The sequence below is a fragment of the Labilithrix sp. genome, assembly GCA_019637155.1.
Lineage (GTDB): Bacteria > Myxococcota_A > Polyangia > Polyangiales > Polyangiaceae > Labilithrix.
The window spans coordinates 346,431-370,625 of record JAHBWE010000004.1 but is presented as its reverse complement, the minus strand read 5'-3'; the positions used below and the strand labels follow the sequence as shown (position 1 = coordinate 370,625).

General features: G+C 69.9%; 22 protein-coding genes. 16 read left to right on the top strand and 6 right to left on the bottom strand.

Going from position 1 to position 24,195, the window contains the following annotated elements; translation table 11 throughout:
* Positions 1 to 4: 4 nt before the first annotated feature.
* The gene (locus KF837_10150; GenBank protein ID MBX3227667.1) at positions 5 to 3,664 is read right to left on the bottom strand and encodes a CoA activase; all 3,660 of its coding nucleotides are present in this window, start codon (positions 3,662 to 3,664) and stop codon (positions 5 to 7) included.
* A 265-nt stretch (positions 3,665 to 3,929) separates the two neighbouring features.
* Here KF837_10150 and KF837_10145 point away from each other — a divergent pair, with 265 nt between their 5' ends.
* Together KF837_10145 and KF837_10140 are read left to right on the top strand one after the other, a co-directional pair.
* Entirely contained in the window at positions 3,930 to 4,382 is a 453-nt protein-coding gene (locus KF837_10145) for a hypothetical protein (protein MBX3227666.1), read from the top strand.
* On the top strand, positions 4,379 to 5,038 hold the full coding sequence (locus tag KF837_10140; protein ID MBX3227665.1) for a hypothetical protein: 660 nt from the start codon (positions 4,379 to 4,381) through the stop codon (positions 5,036 to 5,038). Before KF837_10145 ends, KF837_10140 begins: the two co-directional genes overlap by 4 nt.
* Positions 5,039 to 5,044: 6 nt before the next feature.
* On the opposite strand, the gene KF837_10135 is transcribed toward KF837_10140, so the two are convergent.
* Positions 5,045 to 6,514, bottom strand: a complete 1,470-nt coding sequence (locus KF837_10135) for a hypothetical protein (GenBank protein MBX3227664.1) — start codon at positions 6,512 to 6,514, stop codon at positions 5,045 to 5,047.
* Positions 6,515 to 6,657: 143 nt separating this feature from the next.
* Here KF837_10135 and KF837_10130 point away from each other — a divergent pair, with 143 nt between their 5' ends.
* A complete protein-coding gene (locus tag KF837_10130) occupies positions 6,658 to 7,248 on the top strand; it encodes a TetR/AcrR family transcriptional regulator (GenBank protein ID MBX3227663.1) in 591 nt (196 codons plus the stop codon).
* On the opposite strand, the gene KF837_10125 is transcribed toward KF837_10130, so the two are convergent.
* On the bottom strand, positions 7,227 to 7,946 hold the full coding sequence (locus tag KF837_10125; protein ID MBX3227662.1) for a glutamine amidotransferase: 720 nt from the start codon (positions 7,944 to 7,946) through the stop codon (positions 7,227 to 7,229). The two genes, KF837_10130 and KF837_10125, sit on opposite strands and share 22 nt — an antisense overlap.
* Positions 7,947 to 8,020: 74 nt before the next feature.
* On the opposite strand from KF837_10125, the gene KF837_10120 reads away from it, so the two are divergent.
* Both KF837_10120 and KF837_10115 read left to right on the top strand, forming a co-directional pair.
* Positions 8,021 to 9,514, top strand: a complete 1,494-nt coding sequence (locus KF837_10120) for a lipase maturation factor family protein (protein ID MBX3227661.1) — start codon at positions 8,021 to 8,023, stop codon at positions 9,512 to 9,514.
* A gap of 15 nt (positions 9,515 to 9,529) precedes the next feature.
* Entirely contained in the window at positions 9,530 to 10,510 is a 981-nt protein-coding gene (locus KF837_10115) for a hypothetical protein (protein MBX3227660.1), read from the top strand.
* Here KF837_10115 and KF837_10110 read toward each other — a convergent pair.
* Positions 10,503 to 11,216 carry a MerR family transcriptional regulator gene (locus KF837_10110; GenBank protein ID MBX3227659.1) on the bottom strand — a complete coding sequence of 238 codons (714 nt, stop codon included), beginning with the start codon at positions 11,214 to 11,216 and terminating at the stop codon, positions 10,503 to 10,505. The genes KF837_10115 and KF837_10110 overlap by 8 nt on opposite strands.
* A 31-nt stretch (positions 11,217 to 11,247) precedes the next feature.
* Between KF837_10110 and KF837_10105 the strand changes: the two genes are divergently transcribed.
* The 11 genes from KF837_10105 (at position 11,248) to KF837_10055 (ending at position 22,307) form a co-directional block, all read left to right on the top strand.
* On the top strand, positions 11,248 to 11,628 hold the full coding sequence (locus KF837_10105) for a hypothetical protein (GenBank protein ID MBX3227658.1): 381 nt from the start codon (positions 11,248 to 11,250) through the stop codon (positions 11,626 to 11,628).
* Entirely contained in the window at positions 11,621 to 12,127 is a 507-nt protein-coding gene (locus KF837_10100; protein ID MBX3227657.1) for a hypothetical protein, read from the top strand. Before KF837_10105 ends, KF837_10100 begins: the two co-directional genes overlap by 8 nt.
* 1,426 nt (positions 12,128 to 13,553) lie before the next feature.
* The gene (locus KF837_10095; GenBank protein MBX3227656.1) at positions 13,554 to 14,276 is read left to right on the top strand and encodes a hypothetical protein; all 723 of its coding nucleotides are present in this window, start codon (positions 13,554 to 13,556) and stop codon (positions 14,274 to 14,276) included.
* Between the two features lie 107 nt (positions 14,277 to 14,383).
* On the top strand, positions 14,384 to 16,063 hold the full coding sequence (locus KF837_10090) for an HAD-IG family 5'-nucleotidase (protein ID MBX3227655.1): 1,680 nt from the start codon (positions 14,384 to 14,386) through the stop codon (positions 16,061 to 16,063).
* Complete coding sequence (locus tag KF837_10085) at positions 16,060 to 17,133, top strand: tRNA pseudouridine(13) synthase TruD (GenBank protein MBX3227654.1); 1,074 nt, start codon at positions 16,060 to 16,062, stop codon at positions 17,131 to 17,133. The genes KF837_10090 and KF837_10085 overlap by 4 nt, the downstream gene beginning before the upstream one ends.
* Positions 17,130 to 17,864, top strand: coding sequence for a MotA/TolQ/ExbB proton channel family protein (locus KF837_10080; GenBank protein MBX3227653.1), 735 nt, complete (start codon positions 17,130 to 17,132; stop codon positions 17,862 to 17,864). Before KF837_10085 ends, KF837_10080 begins: the two co-directional genes overlap by 4 nt.
* A gap of 5 nt (positions 17,865 to 17,869) precedes the next feature.
* Positions 17,870 to 18,319: a biopolymer transporter ExbD gene (locus tag KF837_10075; protein MBX3227652.1), complete on the top strand. Its 450-nt coding sequence runs from the start codon at positions 17,870 to 17,872 to the stop codon at positions 18,317 to 18,319.
* A gap of 7 nt (positions 18,320 to 18,326) precedes the next feature.
* Complete coding sequence (locus KF837_10070) at positions 18,327 to 19,196, top strand: energy transducer TonB (protein ID MBX3227651.1); 870 nt, start codon at positions 18,327 to 18,329, stop codon at positions 19,194 to 19,196.
* Positions 19,193 to 20,104: an ATP-binding cassette domain-containing protein gene (locus KF837_10065; GenBank protein MBX3227650.1), complete on the top strand. Its 912-nt coding sequence runs from the start codon at positions 19,193 to 19,195 to the stop codon at positions 20,102 to 20,104. The genes KF837_10070 and KF837_10065 overlap by 4 nt, the downstream gene beginning before the upstream one ends.
* The gene (locus KF837_10060; protein MBX3227649.1) at positions 20,097 to 21,434 is read left to right on the top strand and encodes an ABC transporter permease; all 1,338 of its coding nucleotides are present in this window, start codon (positions 20,097 to 20,099) and stop codon (positions 21,432 to 21,434) included. Before KF837_10065 ends, KF837_10060 begins: the two co-directional genes overlap by 8 nt.
* 231 nt (positions 21,435 to 21,665) lie before the next feature.
* Entirely contained in the window at positions 21,666 to 22,307 is a 642-nt protein-coding gene (locus KF837_10055) for a uracil-DNA glycosylase (GenBank protein MBX3227648.1), read from the top strand.
* Here the strand turns inward: KF837_10055 and KF837_10050 are convergent.
* Together KF837_10050 and KF837_10045 are read right to left on the bottom strand one after the other, a co-directional pair.
* Positions 22,301 to 22,873, bottom strand: coding sequence for a hypothetical protein (locus tag KF837_10050; GenBank protein MBX3227647.1), 573 nt, complete (start codon positions 22,871 to 22,873; stop codon positions 22,301 to 22,303). The two genes, KF837_10055 and KF837_10050, sit on opposite strands and share 7 nt — an antisense overlap.
* A 289-nt stretch (positions 22,874 to 23,162) precedes the next feature.
* A complete protein-coding gene (locus tag KF837_10045) occupies positions 23,163 to 24,065 on the bottom strand; it encodes a trypsin-like serine protease (protein MBX3227646.1) in 903 nt (300 codons plus the stop codon).
* Positions 24,066 to 24,195: the final 130 nt, after the last annotated feature.

Here is a 24,195-nt window from a genome sequence, read left to right as displayed (position 1 = left end):
TCAATCACTCAGCAGCGGAAGCGGAATCGACGACGGCGACGCGTGTGATGCTGCCGTCTTTGTTCTTCTTGCCCAGCTTCACCATGTTCTTGGCCTCGGCGTCGGCCGGGCCGTCCATCGTGAACGTCTTGGGCTTGTAGGCGCGCACCCTCTCGCGGAGGGCTTCGATCTGGGCACGGAGAGCGGCGTCCTGGACGCGCCGCGCCTCGAGCTGCGCGCCCTTCAGCTCGAGGAGCTCGAGGCGCTTCTCGTCGAGGCGGTGCTCGAGCTCGTGGCGGCGCTTCGATGCATCCTGCAAGCGCTCCTCGTGCAGCTTGAGCGCGTGCGCGTACGTCTTCACGCGGATCTTGATCGACCCCGACGGCTTGTTCGCGTCGATGTCGTGGAGCGCGGCGTACGGCGTCTTCGACTTCTCGATGATCGAGTCGATGAGGCCGTAGATCGGCGCGTCGTGACCGCACTTGAACGACGAGAGGTCGAGGACGACCACGTTCGGGTGGTGCGCCGCGAAGACGGAGCCCCAGACCTTCTGCGCGCTGTTGACGGAGTAGTTCTCCGGCCAGACGTGGTTCAGCTCGAGCGGCGTCTTCATCTGCCCCGACTCGAGCTCCTCCTTGAAGTACTTGTCGAGGTACTCGCGCGTCTTCGGGATCGAGCGCACCGACAGGATCGGGTAGCCGAGGACCTGGAACTCCTCCGGGATGCCGTGGTTGAGGCCCGGGTCGGAGTGGTACGGGCGCCCGATCATGAGGATCGCGACGCGGTCCTCCGCCTCCACCGTCTCGAGGATCGCGCGGCCCTTCTCCTGCACGTCGTTCTCGAAGATCGTGAGCGCGCGCCACGCCTCGCGGCAGGCGTGGTCGTTCTCGTCCTCGGTGATGCCGAGGCGCGACCCCCACGTGTCGAAGAGCCGCTTCGCCATCAGGTTCGGCTCCACGAACGAGAGCGCGGGATCGAGGAACTCGATGCCGCGCGTCGCGAAGAAGTCGACCTCCTTCGTGAAGGCCGCCTTCATGACGTCGGGCGCGCCGGCGACGATGGGGCAGCTCGCGTTGTCCATCGTGTCCGCGACGAAGTTCGTCACGTGGGTGAGGATCGGGAAGAAGATGTACTTGAGCGGCTTCTTCGCCGTGTGCTGGTGGAAGATCAGGTTGTGGATGTGCGCCTGCGCGACCTTGCTCGGGTAGCACGGGTCGATCGAGCCGTACTTGCCACCCTCGACCCACATCTCTTCCGTCGTCTCGTCGGAGAAGACGACGTTCTGCTTCGGGATGCCGAGCGCCTCGAGGTACGTCCGGAGGAACGGCGCCGTCGAGTAGATGTTGAGGACGCGCGGGATGCCGATGCGGACCCGCTTCCGCGCCGCCCACGCCTCCGGGCTCGAGCGCTGGAACGGCCGCGTGATCTCGACGCGGCGCTGGCCGAAGATGCCCTTCTTGATCTCGATGTCCTTGATCGGCGAGCCGTGCTCCGGCATCGGCGCGGCGTCGTAGAAGTGCATGAACGCGCGCTTCGCCTCGTAGTCCACCATGTTGGGGAACTGCTGCGCGGTCTTCTTGCGCTCGGCGACGAGGTCGAGCATCGCCTCCTTCGACTCGACGGTGCCCTTCTCGCAGGAGAAGCCGGCGATGTAGCGCGACGTGCGGCCGTCCGGCGTCTTCGTGTCGATGAACGTGCGCTTGCACTCGTTCGGACAGAAGTGACACACCGTCTCTTCGTCGTTCTTCGTCGTGTACTCGAGGTCGATCGCGGCATCGAGCCCGATGAAGGAGCTCTTGCCCTTCCGCTTCACGACGCGGCGGGTCTCCATCGCCGCGCCGATCGCGCCGGCCTCGCCCGTGTGCGGGTGGACGAACACCTCGCCGTTCGGGACGCGCTCCTTGATGTAGTCGACCTGCGCCTTGACCGCGGCGAGGTTGTACTGCGTGCCGCCCTGGAGCACGAACTTGCGCCCGAGCGACGCGAGGCGCGGGATCTGGACGACGTACTGCCAGACGTTCTTCGGCAGCACCTGCGCGAGGCCCGCGAGCATCTCCTCCTTGGAGAAGCCCTCCTTCTGGAAGTTGACGCGATCGGTGTCGAGGAAGACGGCGCAGCCGTAGCTGAACTTCGGCGCGAGCTCCGCCTTGAACGCGACGTCGGCGAACTGTTGCACCGGGACGCCGAACGAGTCCGCCGTGCCCTGCAGCAGCGTGCCGTTGCCGGCGCTGCACGAGTTCGAGAGGCGGAAGTTCGCGATGTCGCCGTTCTTCATGAACAGGACCTTGATGTCCTGCCCGCCGATGTCACAGATGACGTCGACGTCGCCGAAGTAGTGCACCGCGCTAAGCATGTGCGCGACCGTCTCGACGATGTTGACGTCGCTCTTCACGCACTCCTCGAGCACGTCGGCGGCGTAGCCGGTCGCGCCGAAGCCCATCACCTCGAGCTCGGCGCCCTGCTTCGTGACGTAGCCCTTCAGCTGCGCGAGGAGCTCCTTCGTGTCGGCGATCGGGTTGCCCTTCGAGAGCTGGTACGCCTTCGTGAGGATGCGTCCGTCGTCGTAGTCGACGAGGACCGCCTTCGACGACGTGGAGCCGCCGTCGAGGCCGATGACGGCGCGGACCTTCTGCCCGGCCTCGAGCTTCTCCGGCTCGTACTTCGGGATCTTGTAGAGCTCACGGAACTCCTCGAGCTCCTGCTCGCTCTTGCTGAGCGGCGGACCCGCGCTCTCGCCGAGGCGCGCCTTGCGGCCGGTCGTGATGTAGTCGCGGAGCTCGACGAGGTCGCCCTTGAGCCAGCCGACGTGCGCCTCCTCGTGGAGGCCGTAGAGCACGGCGCCGAGGGCGGCGTAGTACTGCGCGTTCTCGGGGACGAAGACGAGCTCCTCGATCGGCACGTCCTTCGGGTAGTCGTAGCCGCGCTCCTGCCAGACCTGCGGGATGCGGAGGCGCCAGCAGTCCTGGAGGAACGGGAGGTACGTGTTCGGTCCGCCGAGGAGGAGCACCCGCGACTTCAGCGTGTTGCCACGCGTGAGGACGGAGAGGTTCTGCATGACGATCGCGTCGGCGAGCGAGCAGAGGACCTCGGTGCTCGGAATGCCACTCTTGATGAGGTTGACGATGTCCGTCTCGGCAAAGACGCCACACTTCGCCGCGACGTGGTGCAGCTTGGAGTCGTCGAAGCGGAGCGTGGTGACGAGCTCCGGCGGCGCGTTGACCTTGAGGAAGCACTTGTCGATGGTGGCGCCCGTGCCGGACGCGCACTTGTCGTTCATCGACGCCATCGCCGTCTTCTCGCCGGTCGCCTCGTCCGCCTTGAACATGATGATCTTGGCGTCCTGACCACCGAGCTCGACGACGCTGAGGACGTCGGGGTGGAGGTGCTCGACCGCGAGCGTGACCGCGTTCACCTCCTGCACGAACTTGCCGCCCGTCGACGGCGCGAGCGGCGCGGAGCCGGACCCGGTGAGGAAGATGCGCCAGCCGTCCTGGGGATGATCCGGGAACGCGGCGATGATGGTCTCGAGCAGCTCGAGGCACTTCTCCGGCTGCTTCGTGTGGTGGCGCTGGTAGTCGCTCCAGAGGATCGCCTTCGAGACCGGATCGACGACGGTGGCCTTCACCGTGGTCGAGCCGACATCCATTCCGATCGCCAGGAAGGGCTTGTTCACTGCAGACGACATCCGTGGGCTCCGCGGCACTTAAAAGGAGAGGGCCGGGCGAGCCCGGCTGGACTGACACGTCAGTTCAGTCGCCCAGCCTACGCGCATTCGGCCCGAGGGCAAAGCCTTTCGACACTCCGTTTTTATGCGCATTTTCCATAGGTTAGCCGCATGCTGACGCAGCCGGGATACAGGCCTGACACGCACACCGGGGGTCGGGACGCCCGACAGGCCGTCAATGCGCGGAAATCGCGGCCGGCACGAGGCGTGCTCGAGCTCCTCCGTCATGGCTTCTCTTCGACGGCGCGTCCCGGTGGGCGCCCTCCTCGCGGTCGGGCTCGGGGTCGTCATCGCGTGCGGCGATCCCGATCACGACGAGGACGACACGCAGTTCCGGCAGGACGTCATCTGGTGCGAGGAGGCGGTCGCGCGCCTCTCCGAGTGTTGCGGCGCGACGTTCGAGCCGAGCGTCGTCGAGTGCCGCCACTACTACTCGAAGGACACGGGCTGCGGCACGACGGAGGTCAACCGCGTCGATCCTGCGTTCACGATCGAGGAGAGCCGCTGCATCCACGACACGTCGTGCGACCGCATCGTGCAGACGAACGTCTGCCAGCGCGCGACCGCCGCCGGGAAGGCGCGCGTCACCTCGTACCGGAGCGACACCGTCTCCACCACTTCTTCTTCGACGACGAGCACGTCCGGTGGCTCGTCCGCGATCGGTCCGGTGTGCCCATGAACCGCGTGCTCGCCCTCGCCTCCGCCGTCGTCCTCCTCCTCACGCCCGCGCTCGCGCACGCCGACGACGGCGACCTGCCGGCAGAAGAGCCGGCGCCCGCGCCCACGCCCGCGCCTCCCGCGCCCGCGCCTTCCGCGCCCGCGCCCGCCGAGACGCCGGCGCCCGTGAGGCCGCAGCGTCAGATCCCGGTCGGCGTCCGCGCCGACGGGGGCTACGGGCTCCGCGCGCTCGAGAAGCTGCCGGTCTCCGGCGCCGACCTCGGGCTCGCGGTCGGCGCGCAGCCGGGCAGGCACTTCGCGTTTTGGGGCGAATTTCGCCTCTTCCTCGGTTCCACCGAAAACGGGCTCGGCGTGAAGAGCGGCCGCTTCAACTTCGACCTCGACATCGTCATCGATCGCCTCCGCATCACGCTCGACCCCGGCATCTTCGTCGTCGGCGTCGACCGCGCGACGAAGAACCAGACGATCGTGTCGTGGGGCCCCAAGCTCGGCGCCGCCGCGCGCCTCGACGTCCTGCAGTCGGAGTCGTTCGCGCTCTTCGCGCGCGCCGCGATCGAGGGAGGGCCGACCTTCGCCGACGGCTCGCTCTTCGGCGGCTTCACGTTCGGCGGCGGCATCGACTTCGACATCAAGAGGGGCGACCGGAGCTCCCTCTGACGCGCGCTACTTGCCCGGCGATCCGTACGGGTTCGGCGGAGGCGTGACGCCACCGCCGCCGCTGTTCGTCTTCGGTGCGGCCGGCTCGACGCGCGGCTCCCCGACCGGCGCAGGTTTCTTCGGCGGCTTCTTCGCCGACGGCGCGGGGCTCTCCGGCTCCTCCGACGCGGCCCCGAGCGGATCGCCGATCACGATGCCGGGGCCGGGCGGGAGCGGCGCGGGCTCCGGCGGCGGCGGCTCCGCGGACGGCGAAGCGGAGTCGCTCCCGACCGGCGCGATCCGATCGTGCTTCGGATCGTCGGTCGACACCATGATGACGGCGGCGGCGGTGATGAGCACGATGACGCCGCCGACGACGGCGAGCGCGATCTTCACTCCGATGTTCGGCTTCTTGTCGTCCGGCTGGATCACCGGGAGGCTTCGCATCGGGCCGCGGCCGCTCGCGACGTCCTGCGCGGTGTAGACCTGGAACGTGACCGGCGAGCCGTCGTTCGGCATCTCCGAGATGTCCGGCGACGACCAGCGCTTGAAGTCGTACTGCTTCGGTCCCGTCGGCGTGTGGACCGCGCCGGGAGGACGCGAGCCCATCGCCCCCGGCGGGCGCGAGCCCATCGCCCCCGGCGGACGCGACTGCGCCGTCGCCGACGGCGTCGTCTTCGTCGGGTTGACCCCCGGCGGGATCGATCCCGGGCGATCGGGCTGCACGCGGAGCCCGCCGCCACCGCCGACGACGGCGATCGGGAGCGGCGTGCGTTGCGGCGCGAGCGGCATGCCGGTGCCCGGCTTGAGGCCGAGCGCGGGCGTCCCCATCGGCGCGGTCGCGGAGGACACCGGCGGCACCGCGCCTCCGAGCAGCGCGCTGATCACCTTCGGATCGTCGGTGACGACGGGCGGAGGCGGCGGCCCCGTGTTGATCGGCGGCGGGATCGACGCCATCGAGCGGCGCACCGAGCTCGCGAGGTCGCGGAGGTCGGGGACGTCGGCCTGCGGCGGCGGCGGCTTGATGCTGATCGGCCGGTTCGCGCCGGTCTGCCCCGCCGACGGCGGCGGACGTTGCGACGCCGGCCCCTGCGGCGCGCCGGGCGGCGGACGTTGCGATGGCGGCCCCTGCAGCCCCTGCACGGCGCCCGACCTCGACGACGGCGGCGGCGCCGGAGCGGGCGCGCCGGCCTGACGCTGGCGCTGGAGCTGCGCGAGAGCGTTCGAGAATTCGTTCGGATTGAGCGCCGCCGTCGGCGCGTCCTTCTCGACGATCGGCGAGAGCGACTTCCGTCGCGCGGCGGCGATCTCGAGCGCCTTCTTCGCTTCGTCCCCGAGCGCGGGCCGCGTCTCGCCCTGCTCCTCCTCGAAGCCCTCCGGCTCGATCGCCTCCGGCGTCACGCGCGGCGCCGGAGACGACACGGGCGCGCGGCTGCGCGCTTCGTAGCCGTCGGGCTGCGAGTAACGAGGAGGTGCGGGAGCCTTGGGATTTCTCACGGTGGGGAAAGCCGCGAAACGACGGAACAAGCATACGCGTTCCAGCTTTCCTTGTCTTCTCGACGCACAGCGATTTGGCGGCGTTGTAGGTCTACTGTCGAGGTGCGCGGGGGTGCGTTCATGCGATACTCGGGGGGAACTGCGTGGACAAAGCCGAGCGTCGCCAGCAGATATTGCAGAATGCACGCGATGTGTTCGCGCGGCTCGGGTACCACGCGGCGAAGATCGACGACATCGTGGCGGCGGCCGGCATCGCGCGCGGCACGTTCTACTCGTACTTCGAGGACAAGCGCGCCATCTTCGAGGAGATCGTCGACCAGACCTTCGCGCGCATCGGCGCCTCGATCGTCCACGTCGACACCGACGATCCGGCGCGGAGCGTCGCGGAGCAGGTCCGCCAGAACATCCGCGCGATCGTGCACGCACTCCTCGAGGACCGCGCGACGACGAAGATCCTCCTCTCCGACGCGGTCGGGCTCGATCCCGAGCTCGACAAGAAGCTGATGAGCTTCTACGAGGGCGTCGGCCAGCTCCTCGAAGGCTCACTCACCGACGGCCAGGAGCGCGGCATCGTCGCGCCGGGCGACGTCCGCATGTTCGCGATCATGAGCCTCGGCGCGATGAAGGAGATCATGTACCAGGTCACGATGCGGGACCTCGACTACCCCGAGGACCGCATCGTCGAGCAGATCTACGCCTTCCTCTCCGGCGGCTACCTGCGCGTCGCGACGTAGCGGAGGAAGTTCTTGAGCGTCGCGGCGCCGTGCGGAGCGTCGACCGCGCGCGCGTGGAGCGCCTTCGCGTCGAGGCCCTCCGCGTCGATGAGGTGCGCGCGCGCCTCGACGTAGCCGCGCATCGAGTCGCCGTCGAACTCGGGGTGGAACTGCACGCACTTCGTCGTCGGCCCGAGCGCGAACATCGCGTTGGGCTCGAGGCTCGTCGATCCGAGCCGCCGCGCCCCCGGCGGCAGCGTGACCACGCTGTCGACGTGCGAGTGGTTCGCGGTGAACGTGCGCGGCAGCCCGGCGAGGATCGGGTCGTCCGCGTCGGCGGCGAGCGTGACCTCGCAGGTGCCGATCTCGCGGCCGTTCGGGTTCTTCGCGACCTTCCCGCCGAGCGCCTCGCCGATCATCTGGTGCCCGAAGCAGATCCCGAGGAGAGGGACCTTCCGCGCGTGGAGCTCGCGGAGGAGCGCCTCCGTCCGCAACATCCACGGCGCGCGCTCCGTCACGCTGCTGCTCGAGCCCGTCACGATGAACGCGCGCGCGTCGTCCGGCGACGGCAGCGGCGCCGTGACGTCGCGCACGTCGTGCTCGTGCCAGTCGCCGCTCCACGCCCCCTCCCCTTCGCGACGGATCCACGAGAAGAACTCGCCGCGCCGAGCGGCGACGGGCGCGGCGGCGTCGCCGGCGCGGAGGACGATGACCTTCATCGCCCGGCACCATAGCGGAATCTCGGCCCGGGTCCCGCGCTACGATGCGGCGCGCGGTGGACGACGAAGAGGCGATGCCGGACCTGCGGGAGCGCCCGCGGATCGCGCGGTGGCTCGCGGACGGCTCGTCGTTCGTCGTGACGCGCACGGTGCTCCTGCGGCTGCTCGGCGGCGTGTACTTCGTCACGTTCCTCTCGACGTTCCTGCAAGGACCCGCGCTGATCGGCGAGCACGGGCTCCTGCCGATGCGCGGCTGGCTCGCCGCGATCGCGCGCGCCCAAGGATCGCGCTTCAGCGGCTTCCTCGCCGCGCCGTCGGTGTTCTGGGTGAACGCGTCGGACGCGATGCTCCGCGGCGTCACCGCCTTCGGGATGCTGCTCGCGCTCGCGGTGGTGCTCGGCGCGACGAACGCCGCCGTCATGCTCGCGCTCTGGGCGATCCAGTTTTCGCTCTACGACGTCGGCCAGGTCTTCTGGGGTTACGGCTGGGAGATGCAGCTCCTCGAGACGGGGATGCTCGCGGCGATCGTGTGTCCGCTGCGGACGTGGCGGCCGTTCGCGTCGGCGCCGCCGGCCTCCGCGATCTGGCTCTTTCGCTGGCTCATCGCGCGCGTGATGCTCGGCGCCGGCCTCATCAAGCTCCGCGGCGACGAGTGCTGGCGCGCCCTCACGTGCCTGCAGACGCACTACGAGACGCAGCCGAACCCGAGCCCGGTCTCGTGGCTGCTTCACCAGCTGCCGCCGTGGTTCCACACCGGCGGCGTGCTCGTGAACCACTTCGTCGAGCTCGTCGCGCCGTTCCTGCTCTTGGGTCCGCGGCGCGCGCGGCGGTTCGCGGGGGCGTGTTTCGTCGGGTTCCAGGCGGTGTTGATCGCGAGCGGCAACCTCTCGTTCCTCAACTGGCTCACGATCGTCCCCGCGCTCGCGTGCTTCGACGACGAGCTCGTCCCCGCGCGCTGGCGCGTCACCGCGCCGGAGCCGAGCCGCGCGCATCGACGTGTCGCGCTCGGGTACGCGGCGATCGTGGGCGTCCTGAGCCTCGGACCGATCGGGAACCTGCTCTCGTCGCGGCAGGCGATGAACGCGTCGTTCGATCCGCTCCACCTCGTGAGCACCTACGGCGCCTTCGGATCGGTGAACGCGGTGCGCGACGAGATCGTGCTCGAGGGCTCGCGCGACGGCGAGCGATGGGAGGAGTACGAGCTGCCGTGCAAGCCCGGCGACGTGCGGCGGCGGCCGTGCCTCGTCTCGCCGTACCACTACCGCCTCGACTGGCAGATGTGGTTCGCGGCGATGAGCAGCTACGACGAGGAGCCGTGGATCGTCGAGCTCGTCGACAAGCTGCTCCGCGGCGACCACGCCGTCGACCCGCTCCTCGCCCGCGATCCCTTCGCGGGCGGCCCGCCGCCCCGCTTCGTGCGCGCGCGCCTGTTTCGCTACGAGCTGACGACCTGGTCGACCCGGCGCGAGGGCTGGTGGAGGCGAGGAGGTGGATCCGAATACCTCCGGCCGCTCTCGCTCGGAGACCCTGATTTGGCGCTCTTTCTCGCGGCGCATCGACTGCGTTGAAGCTACGATCGAGGGATGCTTCGCCGTCTTCTTCCGCTCGGTCTGTTCGGTGCAATCGTGGCGTTGGCGTGTGGCAGCGAGCCGGGGAGCACGTTCCCGGACGGCACGTCGTCGTCGTCGAGCGGCGGTCAGTTCCCACCCGACGGCGGCGGCATCATCGGCGGCGGCGACACCAAGGACGGCCCGCCTCCTGCGACGCCGGTCGAGTGCAAGAAGATGGACATCATCTTCGTGATCGACAACTCGGTGTCGATGAAGCAGGAGCAAGACGCGCTCATCACGAGCATCCCCGGCTTCATCAAGCTGATCGAGGAGTACAAGACGGCGGCGGACGAGCTCCTCGACTACCGCATCGGCATCCTCTCGACCGACGTCAGCGCCGATCAGGGCCGGATGCGGAAGTCGCGCGGCGCCGATCCGGACACGCAGAGCTGCAACCCGCTCGACAACGACAAGCCGTGGCTCGAGCGGACCGACGGCACCGAGTCGCTGCCGGTCAGCGACGTCTTCGCGTGCCGCGCGCGCCTCGGCACGACGGGCAGCCCGGTCGAGCTGCCGCTCGAGTCCACGCGCCTCGCGCTCTACGAACGCATCACCGATCAGTCGAACGTGCTGAAGTCGCAGAACGAGCCGTTTTTGCGGAAAGACGCGCTCCTCGCGATCGTCGTCATCACGGACGAGGACGAGGGCGGCGGCGACAACGATCAGACGCTCAAGCCCGCGCCGCTCAACACGCCGGAGTTCTACGCCGGCAAGTTCGACGACGTGAAGGAGGGCTACCGCGCGCGCTGGGCCACGGCCGTCATCGCGGGCGAGGAGCAGTGCACGTCGGCGCTCGGCTCCGCCGACAAGGCGGTGCGCCTCAAGAAGCTCGTCGAGGCGAACGCGACGAACGGCGTGTTCGACTCGATCTGCAAGGACGACTTCAGCGGCAGCCTCAAGCGCGCCTTCGACGTCTTCTCGAACGCCTGCAAGGCCTTCCCCGGCGTCAAGTAGCGCGCTTCTTCTTCCGCGCCGGCTTCTCCCGCGCCGGCTTCTTCCGCACGAGCGCCGTCGTGTAGTGCTCGTGCAGCGCGCGGCGAAGGCCGATGAGGATCGGCTCGAACAGCACGGTCCCGAGGATGGCGAGCTCGAGCGAGCTCTCCTTGTCCGAGCGGAGGACCGCGCTCGTCTCTTCGTTCTCGATCTCTTCCTTCGCGAGCGGACGGAGGAGCGCGACGTACCGCGCGAGGTCCTCGATCGCGATCGGCGACCCGATCCGGCGGAGCGACGCGATCGCCCCGGCGATCGTCTCCCGCGATCCTGCCCGCGCGCGCACCGAGAGCCGCTCACGCACGAACAGCTCCTTCACGTCCGCCCTCGCGCGCACGAGCGCGGCGGGGGCGGCGGCGGGGCGAGCGGCGAGCGCGTCGATGGCGGGGGCGATCACGTCGACGACGTCGCTGCCCGGCCGTTCGATCGCGGCGAGCGCGCGGCCGATCGCGTCGAGCGACAGACCGCCGGCGTCGCGGAGGGCGCGGATGGTCGTGAGCCGCTGCGCGTGGCGTCCGTCGTAGTAGGCGCGCCGCGGCCGCGACGACACGGGCGCGGGGAGGAGCCCCTCCCGCACGTAGAACTTGATGCTCGCGACCGACACGCCGGTCGCCCGCGAGAGCTCCTGGATCGTGAAGGTATCTGCCACCGCGTAGCGAGGCGCGAGCATCGTCCCGACCATAGCGTGTTAACTTCGACGCGTGGCCGTCCAGGGAACCATCGTCCGCCGTCCCGCCATCGCGCGCCTCGCCGGCGTCGCGCTCGTGGGATGCTCGCTCTATCTCTTGAAGTCGGGCGTCATCGACGTCCTCGCCGCCGCGAGGCGCCACGAGGAGGCGGTGAGCTTCTCGCTCGGGCGCACGGCCGCGGCGCCGCTCTTCCTCCTCATGAGCGTGCTCGTCCTCGTCGCGTCGTTCGCGCCGGCGTCGTTCAACCAGCGCATGAACCACGCCTTCAGGGACCCCGCGACCGGCAAGCGGAAGCCCGCGGCCATCGTCTTCTCGCTGCTCCTCGCCGCGATCAGCCTCGGCTTCGCGCTGTGGGTCCGAGCGACGATCCGCGGCTACGGCTACGATGTCTGAGTACCGCCGCGGCGCCGCGGCCGCCGCCCCGCCGCTGACGCTCTGGTTCGTTCCGGCGCCGTGGACCAACGTGCTCACGCCGGCCCTCTTCGCGGCCGGCGTCGTCTGGGCGGCGTCCCAGAAGGCGGGCGCGGAGCAGCTGAAGCAGATCGTGGCGGGCGTCCTCTTCGTCTCGTTCCTCCTCGCGATCATGTTCCCCGTCGTCCGCATCCACGTGCGCTACGAGGCCGGCAACGTCATCACGAGCGGCCGCCGCTGGCCCGGCGCAGAGGTGACATGGAGCGCCAGCCTCACCGAGGTCCGCGCCTTCGGAGTCGCCGAGCAACCCAACGGCCGCCGCACCCACCGCACGCTCACCCTGGACCTCGAAGACAACCGCCGCCTCGGCCTCACGCCCTTGCTCTACGCCGGCCCCAAGACGCAGCACGACCGCCAAGCCAGCCACCTCAACACCTGGCTCGATGCTCTCCGCGAGCTGCACGGCAGGCCGAGCCGATAGAAGCACTATCGGTTGAGCGGAACGCGCGCCGGCCCGAGAGGATGACTGCCCGGCGACACGACGCCCGGCAGCGCGCGGCGGCGCGGCATCGCGGCGGCGCAGCATCGCGGCGCCGTCGGGGCGCCCGGCGCGTCCGGCGGCGACACGGCGCGGCATCGCGGCGTCCGGCAGCGCGGCATCCAAATCGAGGCGGCGTCGCGGTGTCGCGGCAGCGTGCGGCGTCGGCGCCCGGCATCGTGAACGCCCGACGGCGCGCCCCCCTCTTCGCGGCGGCGTCGCGGTATTGCGACACCCGACATCGCAGTCTCGCGACGGCCCCCCCACTTCGCGGCGGCGGCACGGTATCGCGCCCCCGACGCCGCGGTATCGCGGCGTCGCAGTATCGCTGCGGCACACCCACTTCGCGGTATCGCGGCGGCGGCACGGTATCGCGGCGGCGTCGCGGTATCGCGGCGGCGTCGCGGTATCGCGGCGGCGTCGCGGTATCGCGCACCCGACATCGCGGCAACACCCGACGTCGCGGTGGCGTCGCAGTATCGCGGCGGTACGACGTCGCGGCAGCTCCAGCGTCGCGTCGGTACACGACGTCGCCGCAGCGCCGACGTCGCAGCAGCGTCCCGGCGGCGGCGGCGCGGCGGCACCCGGCGTCCGGTGGTGGTGCCCGAGGTCACGGCGTCCGGGCCCGCGTGAACGGAAACCGGCTCGTCTCAACGACCCGGTCGAGGATTCGGGAACAAAACGATAGTAGTACTATCCGATAGCACTACTATCAGATGGAGGCGGAATGACGAACACGGAACGGGGCGGAGCCGGGGCCGAAGCGACGGCGGGGAGCGGAGCGCCGCAGGAGACCGGAGCAGCGACCGAAGCGACGCCGAGCAGAGCGCCGCCGGAGACCGGGGCCGCGGCGGCGGACGGAGCGGCGGGGATTGGTGGCGCTGGAACGGGAGCTGGCGGCGACATTGGGGCGGCCTTGTCGGCGCGGCGCGGTGAATTCGCCGCACGCCGCAGCGAATCGGCGCCCCGACGCGGCGAGCTGGCCCCGCGACGCGACGACCTGGGCGCGCGACGCGACGACTTGGGCCCGCGACGCGACGACCTGGGCGCGCGACGCGACGACTTGGGCCCGCGACGCGACGACCTGGGCCCGCGACGCGACGACCTGGGCCCGCGACGCGACGACTTGGGCGCGCGGCGCGACGACTTGGGCGCGCGGCGCGACGACTTGGGCGCGCGGCGCGACGACCTGGGGCCGCGAGGGCGGTCGGGGAAGTGGCTCGCGGCTTGTGCGGCGTTCGTTGTGCTCGTCTGTGTGGCGTATGTGGTGAGTCGGTGGGAGGTTGGGAGGCGGAAGCGGGGGCTCGCGGCGGAGGTTGCGCGGGAGCGCGCGGGGTTGGCGGAGCGGCCGCGGGCGCTCGTGGATGCGATGGATGACGTGATGCTCGAGGCGGCGCGGGTGGAGTGGCCGGGGGACCTCGTTCCGCGTGAGCGCGCGGCGCTCTTCGGGAAGACGATGCTCTTCGTGCGGGCGGCGGTGCCCGAGATCGCGCGGCTCGATGCGATCGGGGCCGCGGTGCGGCGGTCCGAGAAGGACACCGTCGCGCTGTGCCTCGTCAAGCCGCCTGCGACCGACGCGCCCGACGACGTGCACGCCGGCGCGACCCGGTACTGGCTCGGCGGCGCGCTCTTCGACGACGCGACGCACGACGTGCTGCCCCTCCGCGCCGTGCACTCCGGGCTCCGACCGCTCTCGAAGGCGTTCGCCGCCGAGCTCGCGGAGGCGGACGATCACCTCTCCGTGCGACGGCTCGAAGAAGAGTACGAGCTCCGCAAGCCGCTCGCGATCGCGCTCGCGCGCACCGCCGCGGACGCGGAGCTCCTCGTCGTCGTCGCGGACGAGCTGCCAGAAGGCATGCCCGAGCCCGTCGTCGGAAAGGGCCTCACCGCGACGCGTCGCCCCGCCGTGCTCCCCGGCATCGAGGCCAAACCGCACACCGTCCGCGTCGTCGTGTGGAGCGCGGCCGAGCGCGCCGTCGTCCTCCGCGTGCGCGGCCGCGTCGACGCGAAGGCTCATCCGTCGACGCGACGCCCCGAAGCGCTGGTCGAGATGCACGGCTGCCAGGCCGCCCTCCTCGCCCGCGGCCACTGAGGAGGACTTGCCGCTTTCACGCTCAGCGTGAAACACTTTGTGCGTGAGCGAGGTCCTGCGAGTTTGAACCGAACTGGACGGAGTCCAGCCGTGCTGGACGGAGTCCGGTGAGGACCACGGAGCGAAGCGAAGTGAACACGCCGAGCGAAGAGCCGCCGCACACCCAACAGCTCGCCCTGCCGCTCGATGACTTCTCGCGCGACGCGCGCGGGCCCGGGATCCCCCGCACGGCGCGTGTATTCTGCAATCGTAACCTCAAGATGTCCGGCATCAGCTGGGTCGGCTTCGACATGGACTACACGCTGGCGATCTACGACCAGCCGGCGATGGACGACCTGTCGATCCGCGCGACGATCGACAAGCTGATCAAGCGCGGATACCCCGACTTCATCAAGACGATCCCGGTGTCGACGCAGTTCCCCGTGCGCGGCCTGCTCATCGACAAGCGCTTCGGGCACGTCCTCAAGATGGACCGCTACAAGGTCGTCCACAAGGGCTACCACGGGTTCCGTGAGCTCTCGAAAGAGGAGCTCCGCGCGCTCTACCACTCGAAGAAGATCCGGCCCGCGACCCCGCGCTACCACTGGATCGACACGCTCTACGCCCTCTCCGAGGTCGCCACCTACGCCGCGCTCGTCGACGCGATGGAGAAGAAGGGCTACGCCGTCGACTACGCGCGGCTCTTCACCGACATCCGCGAGTGCATCGACGAGGCGCACCGCGACGGGACGATCCTCGACGAGGTGATGAGCAACCTCCCCCGGTTCCTCCACCGCGACCCGAACCTCGCGCCGACCCTCCACAAGCTGCGGAGCGCGGGGAAGAAGATCTTCCTCCTCACCAACTCGCGCTGGGCCTACACCGACAAGCTGATGACGTACCTGCTCGGCGGCGCGATGACGGAGTACCCCACCTGGCGGAACTTCTTCGACGTCGTCATCGTCGCCGCGACGAAGCCCATCTTCTTCACCGAGAAGCGCCCGCTGCTGGAGCGCGAGGGCGAGCCGCCGATGCCGCGCGCCTCCACCCCGAACCTCGACTCCGAGCCGAAGGACGTGAACAAGGCCGCGCGCGGATCGCAGCCGCCCGCGCCCGCGTCGCCGCCCAACCCGAACGCGCCGGCGACGCACCCCGCGCGCAAGCTCGAGCGCGGCAAGGTCTACGAGGGCGGCAACCTCCAGGACTTCGAGCGCGCGCTCGGCGTCACCGGCGACGAGATCCTCTACGTCGGCGACCACATCTACGGCGACATCCTTCGATCGAAGAAGGACAGCGCGTGGCGCACCGTGATGGTGATCCAGGAGCTCGAGACCGAGATCGCCGCCTACGAGTCGTGCCGCGAGGACTTCGCGATGCTCGAGCAGCTCGAGGACGCGCGCGAGAAGCTCGAGGACGACCTCCGCTACTACCAGGCGCGGATCAAGGACGCGACGCGCCAGATCGATCACCGCGCCTCGAAGGCGCAGGACGGAGCGCCGCGCGAAGGCCCCTCGCAAGCGGAGCTCGAGGCCGATCGGATGCGCTTCAAGCGCGCGGTCGAGCGGATCCGCGGCAAGCTCCGCCAGATCGAGGCCGAGGTCACCGCGCTCGAGCGGCGCACCGACCTCCGCTTCCACCCGTACTGGGGCTCGCTCCTCAAGGAGAGCGCCGAGCAATCGAGCTTCGGCAAGCAGGTCGACGACTACGCGTGCCTCTACACCTCGCGCGTCTCGAACTTCCTCTCCTACTCGCCGCAGCAGACGTTCCGCTCGCCGCGCGACGTCATGGCCCACGAGATCGGAATGTGAAGCCCCGCGGCACGATCAAGTCCACGCCGGCGGACTTCCAGGTCGACGAGATCCCGGCCTACGAGCCGAGCGGCGAAGGGAGCCACCTCTACCTTCACCTCCGGAAGACGAACCGCACCACCGATCAGGTCGTCGCCGACGTCGCGCGCGCGCTCGGGATCGAGCGACGCGGCGTCGGCGTCGCGGGCGTGAAGGACAAGGTCGCGGTCACGACGCAGTGGATCAGCGTCCCCGCGGAGGGCGGCGGCGACCTCGACGAGCGGGCCCGCGCGCTCGCGATCGACGGCGTCGACGTGCTCGCGGTGAAGCGGCACGGCAACAAGCTGAAGACGGGCCACCTCCACGGCAACCGCTTCGCGATCGTCGTCCGCGGGGTCGACCCTGCGCGCGCGGCGGAGATCGCCGCCTCGTTCGAGCGCATCGCGAAGGAGGGCGTGCCCAACGCCTTCGGCGCGCAGCGATTCGGGAAACATGGCGACAACGTGGAACGTGCGCGGGCCTGGCTCACCGGGAGCGCGCGCGCGCCGGCGGACCCGCGGCTCCGGCGCTTCCACTTCTCCGCGGTGCAGTCCGCGGCCTTCAACGCCGTGCTCGAGGAGCGCGTGAAGGACGGGTCGTGGATCGTCCCGCTCCACGGCGACCTCCTCAAGAAGGAGGAGACCGGCGGGATGTTCGTCTGCACGGACGTTCAGCAGGACCGTGAACGCGCCGCCGCAGGTGAGGTGTGTCCCACCGGTCCCATCGTCGGCGACAAGATGAGGCAGCCCGAAGCGGATGCGTTCGATCTGGAGCAACGGATCGTCGCTCCCTTCATCGAAGGTATCGACCTCCGCCGTGCGCGCAGCCTCGGTGAAGGCACACGCCGCGCCCTGCGCTTACGTGTTTCCGAGCTGTTGCACTCTTCAACGAATGATGAAGTAGCCCCGACTCCGGGGGCGGTCGGACAAAGCTACGTGTCGGTGCGATTCGTGCTACCCAAAGGTGCCTACGCGACGACGGTCTTGTCGAACGTGTTCGACATGATCGATGCCGACCGAGAGCCACTTAGCGAGAACGAGACAGAAGAATGATCGAGAAGGTCAAGAGCGCGATGGTCGGTTTGGGGGCCGGCTGGGTCCTCATCCTGATGCTGGTGCTGAGCGTGATCTCGCTCGCCATCATGCTCGAGCGAGCGTGGCTCTACTGGTCGCTCCGCGACGACGCCGCCGCGCTGATGCGCGACCTCGGGCGCTTCCTCCGCGGCGGTGACCTCGACGGCGCGAAGAAGCGCCTCGAGCAGTCGCCGAGCGCCGAGGCCGCGGTCGTGATGGCCGGCATCGTCGAGGCGCGCATGGGCGCCGAGGCGGCGGAGGAGGCGATGGCGGGCGCGAGCGCGCTGCAGAAGCTGAAGCTCGAGCGGCGCATCACGTTCCTCGGAACGCTCGGCAACAACGCGCCGTTCATCGGCCTCCTCGGCACCGTCATCGGCATCGTCGGCGCGTTCGACGAGCTCGGCAAGGCGAAGAACGCGACGCTCACCGGCGCGGCGCAGGTCGCGCCCGAGGCGGTCATGGCGAACATCGCCGAGGCGCTCGTCGCGACCGCGGTCGGCCTCCTCGTCGCGATCCCGGCCGTCGCGGCCTTCAACACGTTCCAGCGCATCGTCCGCACCACGCTCGGGAACACCGAGGCGCTCGCGCACGTCCTCCTCGCGCACCTCAAGGCGACGGGCGAAGGCGGGGCCGCGGTCGAAGAGGCGATGCAGACGGCGGCGTCCCACGCCGAGCGCCCGAGCAAGCACTCGCGGAAGGACGCGGAGTAACCTCGATGGCGGGCGGCGCATCCACGGGCGACGGCGAAGACGCGATCACCGGCATCAACGTCACGCCGCTGGTCGACATCGTCCTCGTGCTCCTGATCATCTTCATGGTGACGGCGAAGCTCATCGTGAACAAGTCGGTGCCGCTCGACCTGCCGAAGGCGGCGACGGGCTCGGACATCCAGACCGTGTTCAGCATCGTCCTCGCCTCCGACGGCTCGACGATGGTGGACAGCAAGGCCGTCCCGAACGACGACGTCATCCTCGGGATGGCGCGCTCCGCGCACGAGAAGAACCCCGAGCTCCGCGCGGTCATCAAGGCCGACTCCGCCGTCCCGCACGGTCGAGTGATCCACGTGCTCGACCTGCTCAAGCAGGCGCAGGTAGCGAAAATCGCGTTCGGCGTGTCTCCGGTGCCCCCTGGCGTGCCGGGTGCACCAGCACCGGCACCGAAGTAAGAAGACCATGGGCAGCAGTACCAACGGCAAAGCGGGCAAGAGCCCGGCCATGCTCCTCGACGATCCGATGGCGCGGGTCCTCGACGCCCCGCGCGTCCCGACCGAGGTGACGATCGCGGGCGCGATCGTGCTCCACCTCGTCATCGGCGCGGGCGCGGTGGGCGCCGGCCTCTACGAGGACATCGCCTCGTGGCAGCGCGGCATCCGCGACGTCATCGCGTACCAGCTCCAGCAATACGAGGTCGACGTCGTCAAGGAGCCGGAGAAGCCGCCCGAGCCCGAGCCCGAGAAGGAGCCCGAGCCCGAACCGGAGCCGGAGCCGGAGAAGGCGCCGCCGCCGAAGGAGGCTCCGCCCGAGGCGCCCCCGCAGCCGGCCGAGGCCGCGAACGTCCTCACCTCCGATCCGAACCCCAACGAGCCGGTCGATCTCACCGGCGGGTTCGTCACCGGCAGCGGCAACACGTACGCCGGCGGCTCGACGAGCTCGCAGGGCACGAGCAAGACCGCGGTCTACAACCCGGCCGCCGCGAACACGGGCGTGCCCGGCGGCACCGGCACCGCGCCGGCCCCTCCCCCGCCGCGCAAGGACGACAAGTCCCGCGGCGCCGGCCTCCTCGGCTCCTCGGACTGGAACGACTGCCCGTTCCCGGGCGAGGCCGACGCCGAGCAGATCGACTCGATGAAGGTCCTCATCAAGGTGGACGTGAAGCCCGACGGCTCGCCGTCGAACGTCACCGTGGTGGAGGATCCGGGCCACGGCTTCGGCCGCGAGGCGCGCAAATGCGCCATGAGGAAGAAGTACTCCCCCGGCCTCGACGCCGACGGCAATCCGATCGCCAGCACGACGAAGCCGTTCCGCGTACGCTTCGAGCGTTGAGCGGCGCGCACGCAGTCGAGATCGAAGGAGTCACCAAGACGTTCGGGAAGCAGGTCGCGGTGGACGACCTGTCGCTCGCGGTACCCGAGGGCGTCGTCTACGGCTTCATCGGACCGAACGGGTCCGGGAAGACGACGACGCTCCGGATGATCACGCGCATCTACCACCCCGATCGCGGGCGCATCCGCATCCTCGGCGAGGAGCGGTGGTCGGCGGTGAACGACCGCGTCGCGTACCTCCCCGAGGAACGTGGACTCTACAAACAAATGACGGTCCGCGACGTCCTCGCGTTCTACGCCGCGCTGAAGGGGGTCTCCGACGCGAAGCCCGCGATCGATCGCTGGCTCGAGCGCCTCGGCCTCGCCGCCCACGGCGACAAGCGCGTCGCGAGCCTCTCGAAGGGCATGTCGCAGAAGGTGCAGTTCATCGCGACCGTGATCGCGTCGCCGAAGCTGGTGCTGCTCGACGAGCCGTTCAGCGGGCTCGATCCCGTGAACGCGGTCGTGTTGCGGGAGGCGATCCTCGAGCTGAAGAAGACGGCGACGGTCATCTTCTCCACCCACGACATGGAGATCGCCGAGCGCATGTGCGACGCGATCTTCATGATCTTCCGCGGCAAGAAGGTCCTCGACGGCACGCTGGAGCAGATCCAGGACGCGCACGGCGAGGACACGATCCGCGTGAAGCTCGACGGCTCGCCGAGCCTCGGCGACCTCCCCGGCGTGAGCGCGGTGACGGACTTCGGGAAGCTGCAGCAGCTCCGCATCGAGCCGGGCACTGATCCGCAGCGCATCCTCGCCGAGCTCGTGAAGCGCGGGACCGTCCGCCACTTCGAGCTCGCGCGCCCGTCGCTCCAGGAGATCTTCGTGCGCATCGCGCGGCCCGAGCTCGACGCCCCCCATGCGTAGGGCCCTCCTCATCGCGCGCCGCGACTACCTCGCCGCGGTGCGGACGCGCGCGTTCATCGTGAGCCTCTTGCTGATGCCGATCCTGAGCTCGCTCGCGATCGGCTTCCAGGTCATGACCGCGCAGGCGGAGCGAGGGACGACGAAGCGCTACGCCGTCGTCGATCGCACGCGCTCCTTCCGCGAGGCGCTCGAGGAGGCGAACACGCGGCGCACCAACGTCGAGATCGTCGACCCGAAGACGAAGCTCCTCAACGCGCCGATCTACGGGCTCGAGTTCGTCGAGCCCTCCGCCGACGAGCCGGACGCGGTGCAGCAGCAGCGGCTCCTCCTCTCGCAGCGCCATCAGCGCGGCGAGCTCGAGGGCTTCCTCGACATCGGCCCCGACGTCCTCCTCGTCGCGCCGCGCACGGGGCCGCCCGACGATCGGCGCAGCGTCCGCTTCCAGTCGGAGAAGGCGATCGAGCGCGACTTCTCGACCTGGGCGGGGCGCGTGATCAACGACGCCGTCCAGGCGAGGCGCTTCGCCGCGCACGGCCTCACTCCGGAGATGATCCGCGAGGCGCAGACGCCGGTCCGCCAGCAGTTCAAGGGCGCGACGCGGCTCGATCCCGCGAGCGGCAAGATCGCCGACTCGACCGACGACCACCGCATCGTCTCGTTCGTCCTCCCCGCCATCCTCGTCGCGATGATGCTCATGGTCGTCGTGCTCTCCGCCGTCCCCGCGATGCAGGGGATCGTCGAAGAGAAGCAGCAGCGCATCGCGGAGGTGCTCCTCGGCTGCGTGACGCCGTTCGAGATGATGCTCGGCAAGCTCCTCGGCGTCGTCGCGGTCTCGCTCACGATCGCGACGGTGTACCTCGGCGGCGGCTACCTCGTCGCGGGCCGCTTCGGCGCCGCGAGCGTGGTGTCGCCCGCGCTCATCGCGTGGTTCGTCGTGTTCCTCGTCCTCGCCGTCCTCGCGTACGGCTCGCTCTTCATGGCGGTGGGGGCGGCGGCGGGGGACCTGAAGGAGACGCAGTCGCTGCAGATGCCGGTCACCTTCGTCGCGGTGATGCCGATCCTGCTCCTCGGGACGATCCTGCGCGAGCCGAACGGCAAGGTCGCGCTCGTCGGCTCGTTCATCCCGTTCTCGAGCCCGATGCTGATGATGGCGCGCCTCTCGACCTCGGCGGAGGTCCCCTTCTGGCAGCCCGCCCTCGCGGCGGTCGGCGTGCTCGTGACCGCGCTCGCGTGCGTCTGGGCGGCGGGGCGGATCTTCCGCGTCGGGCTCCTCCTGCAGGGCAAGGGCGTGCGGATGAGCGATCTCGTCCGTTGGGTCGTCCGCGGCTAGTTCTTCAACGCAGGGGCTCCGCTCGCTTTCGACGCGGGGGCTGCGTTCCTGAACTATTCTCCAGACGTCATGACGGAGCGCGAGGAGCTGGCTGGCATCGCAGCGTCGCTGCGCGCGTACCTCGAGTGGCAGGTCGACTGCGGGAGCTTCGGCATCCCGCGCCGTCCCCGCGCGGCCGCTCCCGCGCCGATGCCGGCGCCCGCGCCCGCACCTGCGCCGATGCCCGCGCCGATGCCGGTCGCCGTGCCCGAAGCTCCCCCTCCCTCGCCGAAGGCGGCGCCGCGCGCGCTCGACGTCATCCAGGAAGAAGTTGCATCCTGCATGAAGTGCGGGCTCGGGGCGACGCGCCAGAACACCGTGTTCGCGCGCGGCAACCCCGAGGCGAAGCTGTGCTTCGTCGGCGAAGCGCCGGGCGCCGACGAGGACGCGCAGGGCCTGCCGTTCGTCGGGCGCGCGGGGCAGCTCCTCGATCGGATGATCGTGGCGATGGGGCTCGATCCCGAGAAGGACGTCTACGTCTGCAACATCATCAAGTGCCGGCCGCCCGGCAACCGGCGGCCGGAGCCGCCGGAGATCGAGGCGTGCATCCCGTACCTCCACGAGCAGCTCGCGAAGGTCGACCCGAAGGCGATCGTCGCGCTCGGGAACACGGCCGTCGCCGCGCTCATCGGCACGAAGATGGGCATCACGAAGGTCCGCGGCTCGTGGAAGCTCTATCGCGGCAAGGTCCCCGTGATGCCGACGTACCATCCGTCGTACCTCCTTCGCCCCGGCGCGACGCAGGCGGAGGCGAAGCGTCAGGTCTGGGAAGACTTGCAGACCGTGATGAAGGAGCTCGGGCTCGAGTCCCCCGCGAAGAAGCCGCGTCAGTAGGCGAGCGTAAAGGCGACGCCGGTGCCGTTCTGGCCGACGACGATCGGCGCGATCGTCCACGCCGCCTTCGCGCCGTCGCCGCCGATGTCGCCGTGGCGGTAGCGGCGGAGCGCGGTGCGGGCGCCTTGCGGCGCGACGAAGATGCGGAGCTCGGTGACGAGCTCGGCGAGGGCGGTGTTGAGGATCGCGTTCCGCCAGTGCCCGTAGCCGAGGCCGAGCGTGAGGCCGCTCGCGACGTTGAAGACGAGCGGTACGACGTGATAGAGCGCGCTCCTTCGCTTCGTCTCGTCCTTCGCGACGCCGAGGAGCACGCGCTCGCGCTCCTGCACTTCCGCGCACGGCGAGAGGCCCGCCGGCACGCTCGTCTTCACGCGGAGCGGGTTCGTGACCGAGAGGAAGAGGAGACCGCCCGCCGCCGCCGCGGCGAAGTAGCGGCTGACGCGGACATCGTAGCTCGCGAGCGCGCCCCAGACGAGGTTGCCGGCGAGCCCGATCGCCCCCGCCGTCGCGAACCCGACGTTCCAGAACATCGCGTCACGCCGCTCCTCCTCGAGAAACTCCCGCAACCACCGCGCACGCGCCGCCTCCCCGATCGCATCGACGTCCCGCTCCCCATCGACGACGTTCCTACACTCCGCCCGCGCAACCCCGGGCACGAACACGAAGCAAAACGTGAACGCGCACATCGCGCGAGCGGAACTCACTCCCAGAGCCTACCGAAAACCACCCCCCGCATCACGCAAGCCGCAGCCAAAGCGAGCACGCGGCAGAAAAACGTTCCGACGTTTTTCTGCATCGTGCGAGCGGGGTGCAGGGGCGCAGCCCCTGCGTTGAAAGCCCTGCGTTGAAAGCCCCTCAGCGGTCGAGGACCGGGATGTCGCGGGAGGCGAACTTGGACTCGCGGTCGGCCGCGACGAAGGCCGCGGTCGCGAGCTTGTTGTACGCGTCGACGCGCGTGTAGACGTGGTTGCCGTGCGCGGAGCAGCTGCCGCCGCGCGAGACGACGCCGACGATCTCGCCGCTGTTCACGTCGATGGCGGGGCCGCCCGAGTCGCCGCGGCACGTCGCGCGATCGACCTCGAACTCGCGCGGGCCGAGGACCGCGCCCGTCGCCGCGTTCGCGGAGGGGCCGGTCGCGAGGACGGTGCTCTTCGAGCGCGCGACCTTGTGGCCTACGATGTTGAGCGGACCGCCGCCGAAGCCCACCGGGACGACGACGTCGCCGGTCTCGACCGGCGCGTGGAGGCGCATCGAGAGCACGGTGCTGTTCACGACCGGACGATCGAGGACGAGGAACGCGACGTCCGAGTCGCAGAGCACCTGACCGGCGGGGTGGAGCGTGCGCACCGCGCGCGCGGCGGGGGCGTCGACGTCGGGGCGGACGTGCGCACCCGTGTAGATTGCAATCGCCGCGGGGTCGACGTCCTCGGCGAGGTGATCGCCGTTGTGCGAGCGGCCGCGCGCGTCGCACGACGGCGTCGCGGTCACCGCGCGCGAGACGCAGTGACGCGCGGTGAGGACGAGGTTCGGAGCGACGAGCGCGCCGCTGCAGAGCGTGATGTGCGAAGGCGAGTCCGCCATCGTCGTCGCGATCGCGACGACACCCGACGAAGCCTCCTGCTCCACCGCCTGCACCATGTGATCGTCGGGGATCGACTGACGACGAACGCAACCGGCGCCGAGGAGCGCGAGCATCGTCGTGGCGACGAAGGTGGAGGTACCGGCGAGAGGAAGGCGGCGAAGAGCGTCGGTGATCATTCGTGCGTTGCTTCGTTGCTTCGTGGGAGCGGTTGGCTCGTCTGCAGCTCTTGCTTCAGTCCGCCTCACTCCCATTCATCATCGTGCACGATCGCCTCACGCTGTGCGAGCGCGAGCACGCGTTAAAAGT

Excerpts from the sequence above, each read along its gene's own strand:
- KF837_10125 (MBX3227662.1), bottom strand. The coding sequence starts at position 7,946 with ATGAAGGTCATCGTCCTCCGCGCCGGCGACGCCGCCGCGCCCGTCGCC.
- KF837_10150 (MBX3227667.1), bottom strand. The coding sequence starts at position 3,664 with ATGTCGTCTGCAGTGAACAAGCCCTTCCTGGCGATCGGAATGGATGTC.
- KF837_10045 (MBX3227646.1), bottom strand. The coding sequence starts at position 24,065 with ATGATCACCGACGCTCTTCGCCGCCTTCCTCTCGCCGGTACCTCCACC.
- KF837_10095 (MBX3227656.1), top strand. The coding sequence starts at position 13,554 with ATGGATGACGTGATGCTCGAGGCGGCGCGGGTGGAGTGGCCGGGGGAC.
- KF837_10080 (MBX3227653.1), top strand. The coding sequence starts at position 17,130 with ATGATCGAGAAGGTCAAGAGCGCGATGGTCGGTTTGGGGGCCGGCTGG.
- KF837_10075 (MBX3227652.1), top strand. The coding sequence starts at position 17,870 with ATGGCGGGCGGCGCATCCACGGGCGACGGCGAAGACGCGATCACCGGC.
- KF837_10060 (MBX3227649.1), top strand. The coding sequence starts at position 20,097 with ATGCGTAGGGCCCTCCTCATCGCGCGCCGCGACTACCTCGCCGCGGTG.
- KF837_10120 (MBX3227661.1), top strand. The coding sequence starts at position 8,021 with ATGCCGGACCTGCGGGAGCGCCCGCGGATCGCGCGGTGGCTCGCGGAC.
- KF837_10110 (MBX3227659.1), bottom strand. The coding sequence starts at position 11,216 with ATGCTCGCGCCTCGCTACGCGGTGGCAGATACCTTCACGATCCAGGAG.
- KF837_10145 (MBX3227666.1), top strand. The coding sequence starts at position 3,930 with ATGGCTTCTCTTCGACGGCGCGTCCCGGTGGGCGCCCTCCTCGCGGTC.
- KF837_10070 (MBX3227651.1), top strand. The coding sequence starts at position 18,327 with ATGGGCAGCAGTACCAACGGCAAAGCGGGCAAGAGCCCGGCCATGCTC.
- KF837_10115 (MBX3227660.1), top strand. The coding sequence starts at position 9,530 with ATGCTTCGCCGTCTTCTTCCGCTCGGTCTGTTCGGTGCAATCGTGGCG.
- KF837_10140 (MBX3227665.1), top strand. The coding sequence starts at position 4,379 with ATGAACCGCGTGCTCGCCCTCGCCTCCGCCGTCGTCCTCCTCCTCACG.
- KF837_10055 (MBX3227648.1), top strand. The coding sequence starts at position 21,666 with ATGCCGGTCGCCGTGCCCGAAGCTCCCCCTCCCTCGCCGAAGGCGGCG.
- KF837_10100 (MBX3227657.1), top strand. The coding sequence starts at position 11,621 with ATGTCTGAGTACCGCCGCGGCGCCGCGGCCGCCGCCCCGCCGCTGACG.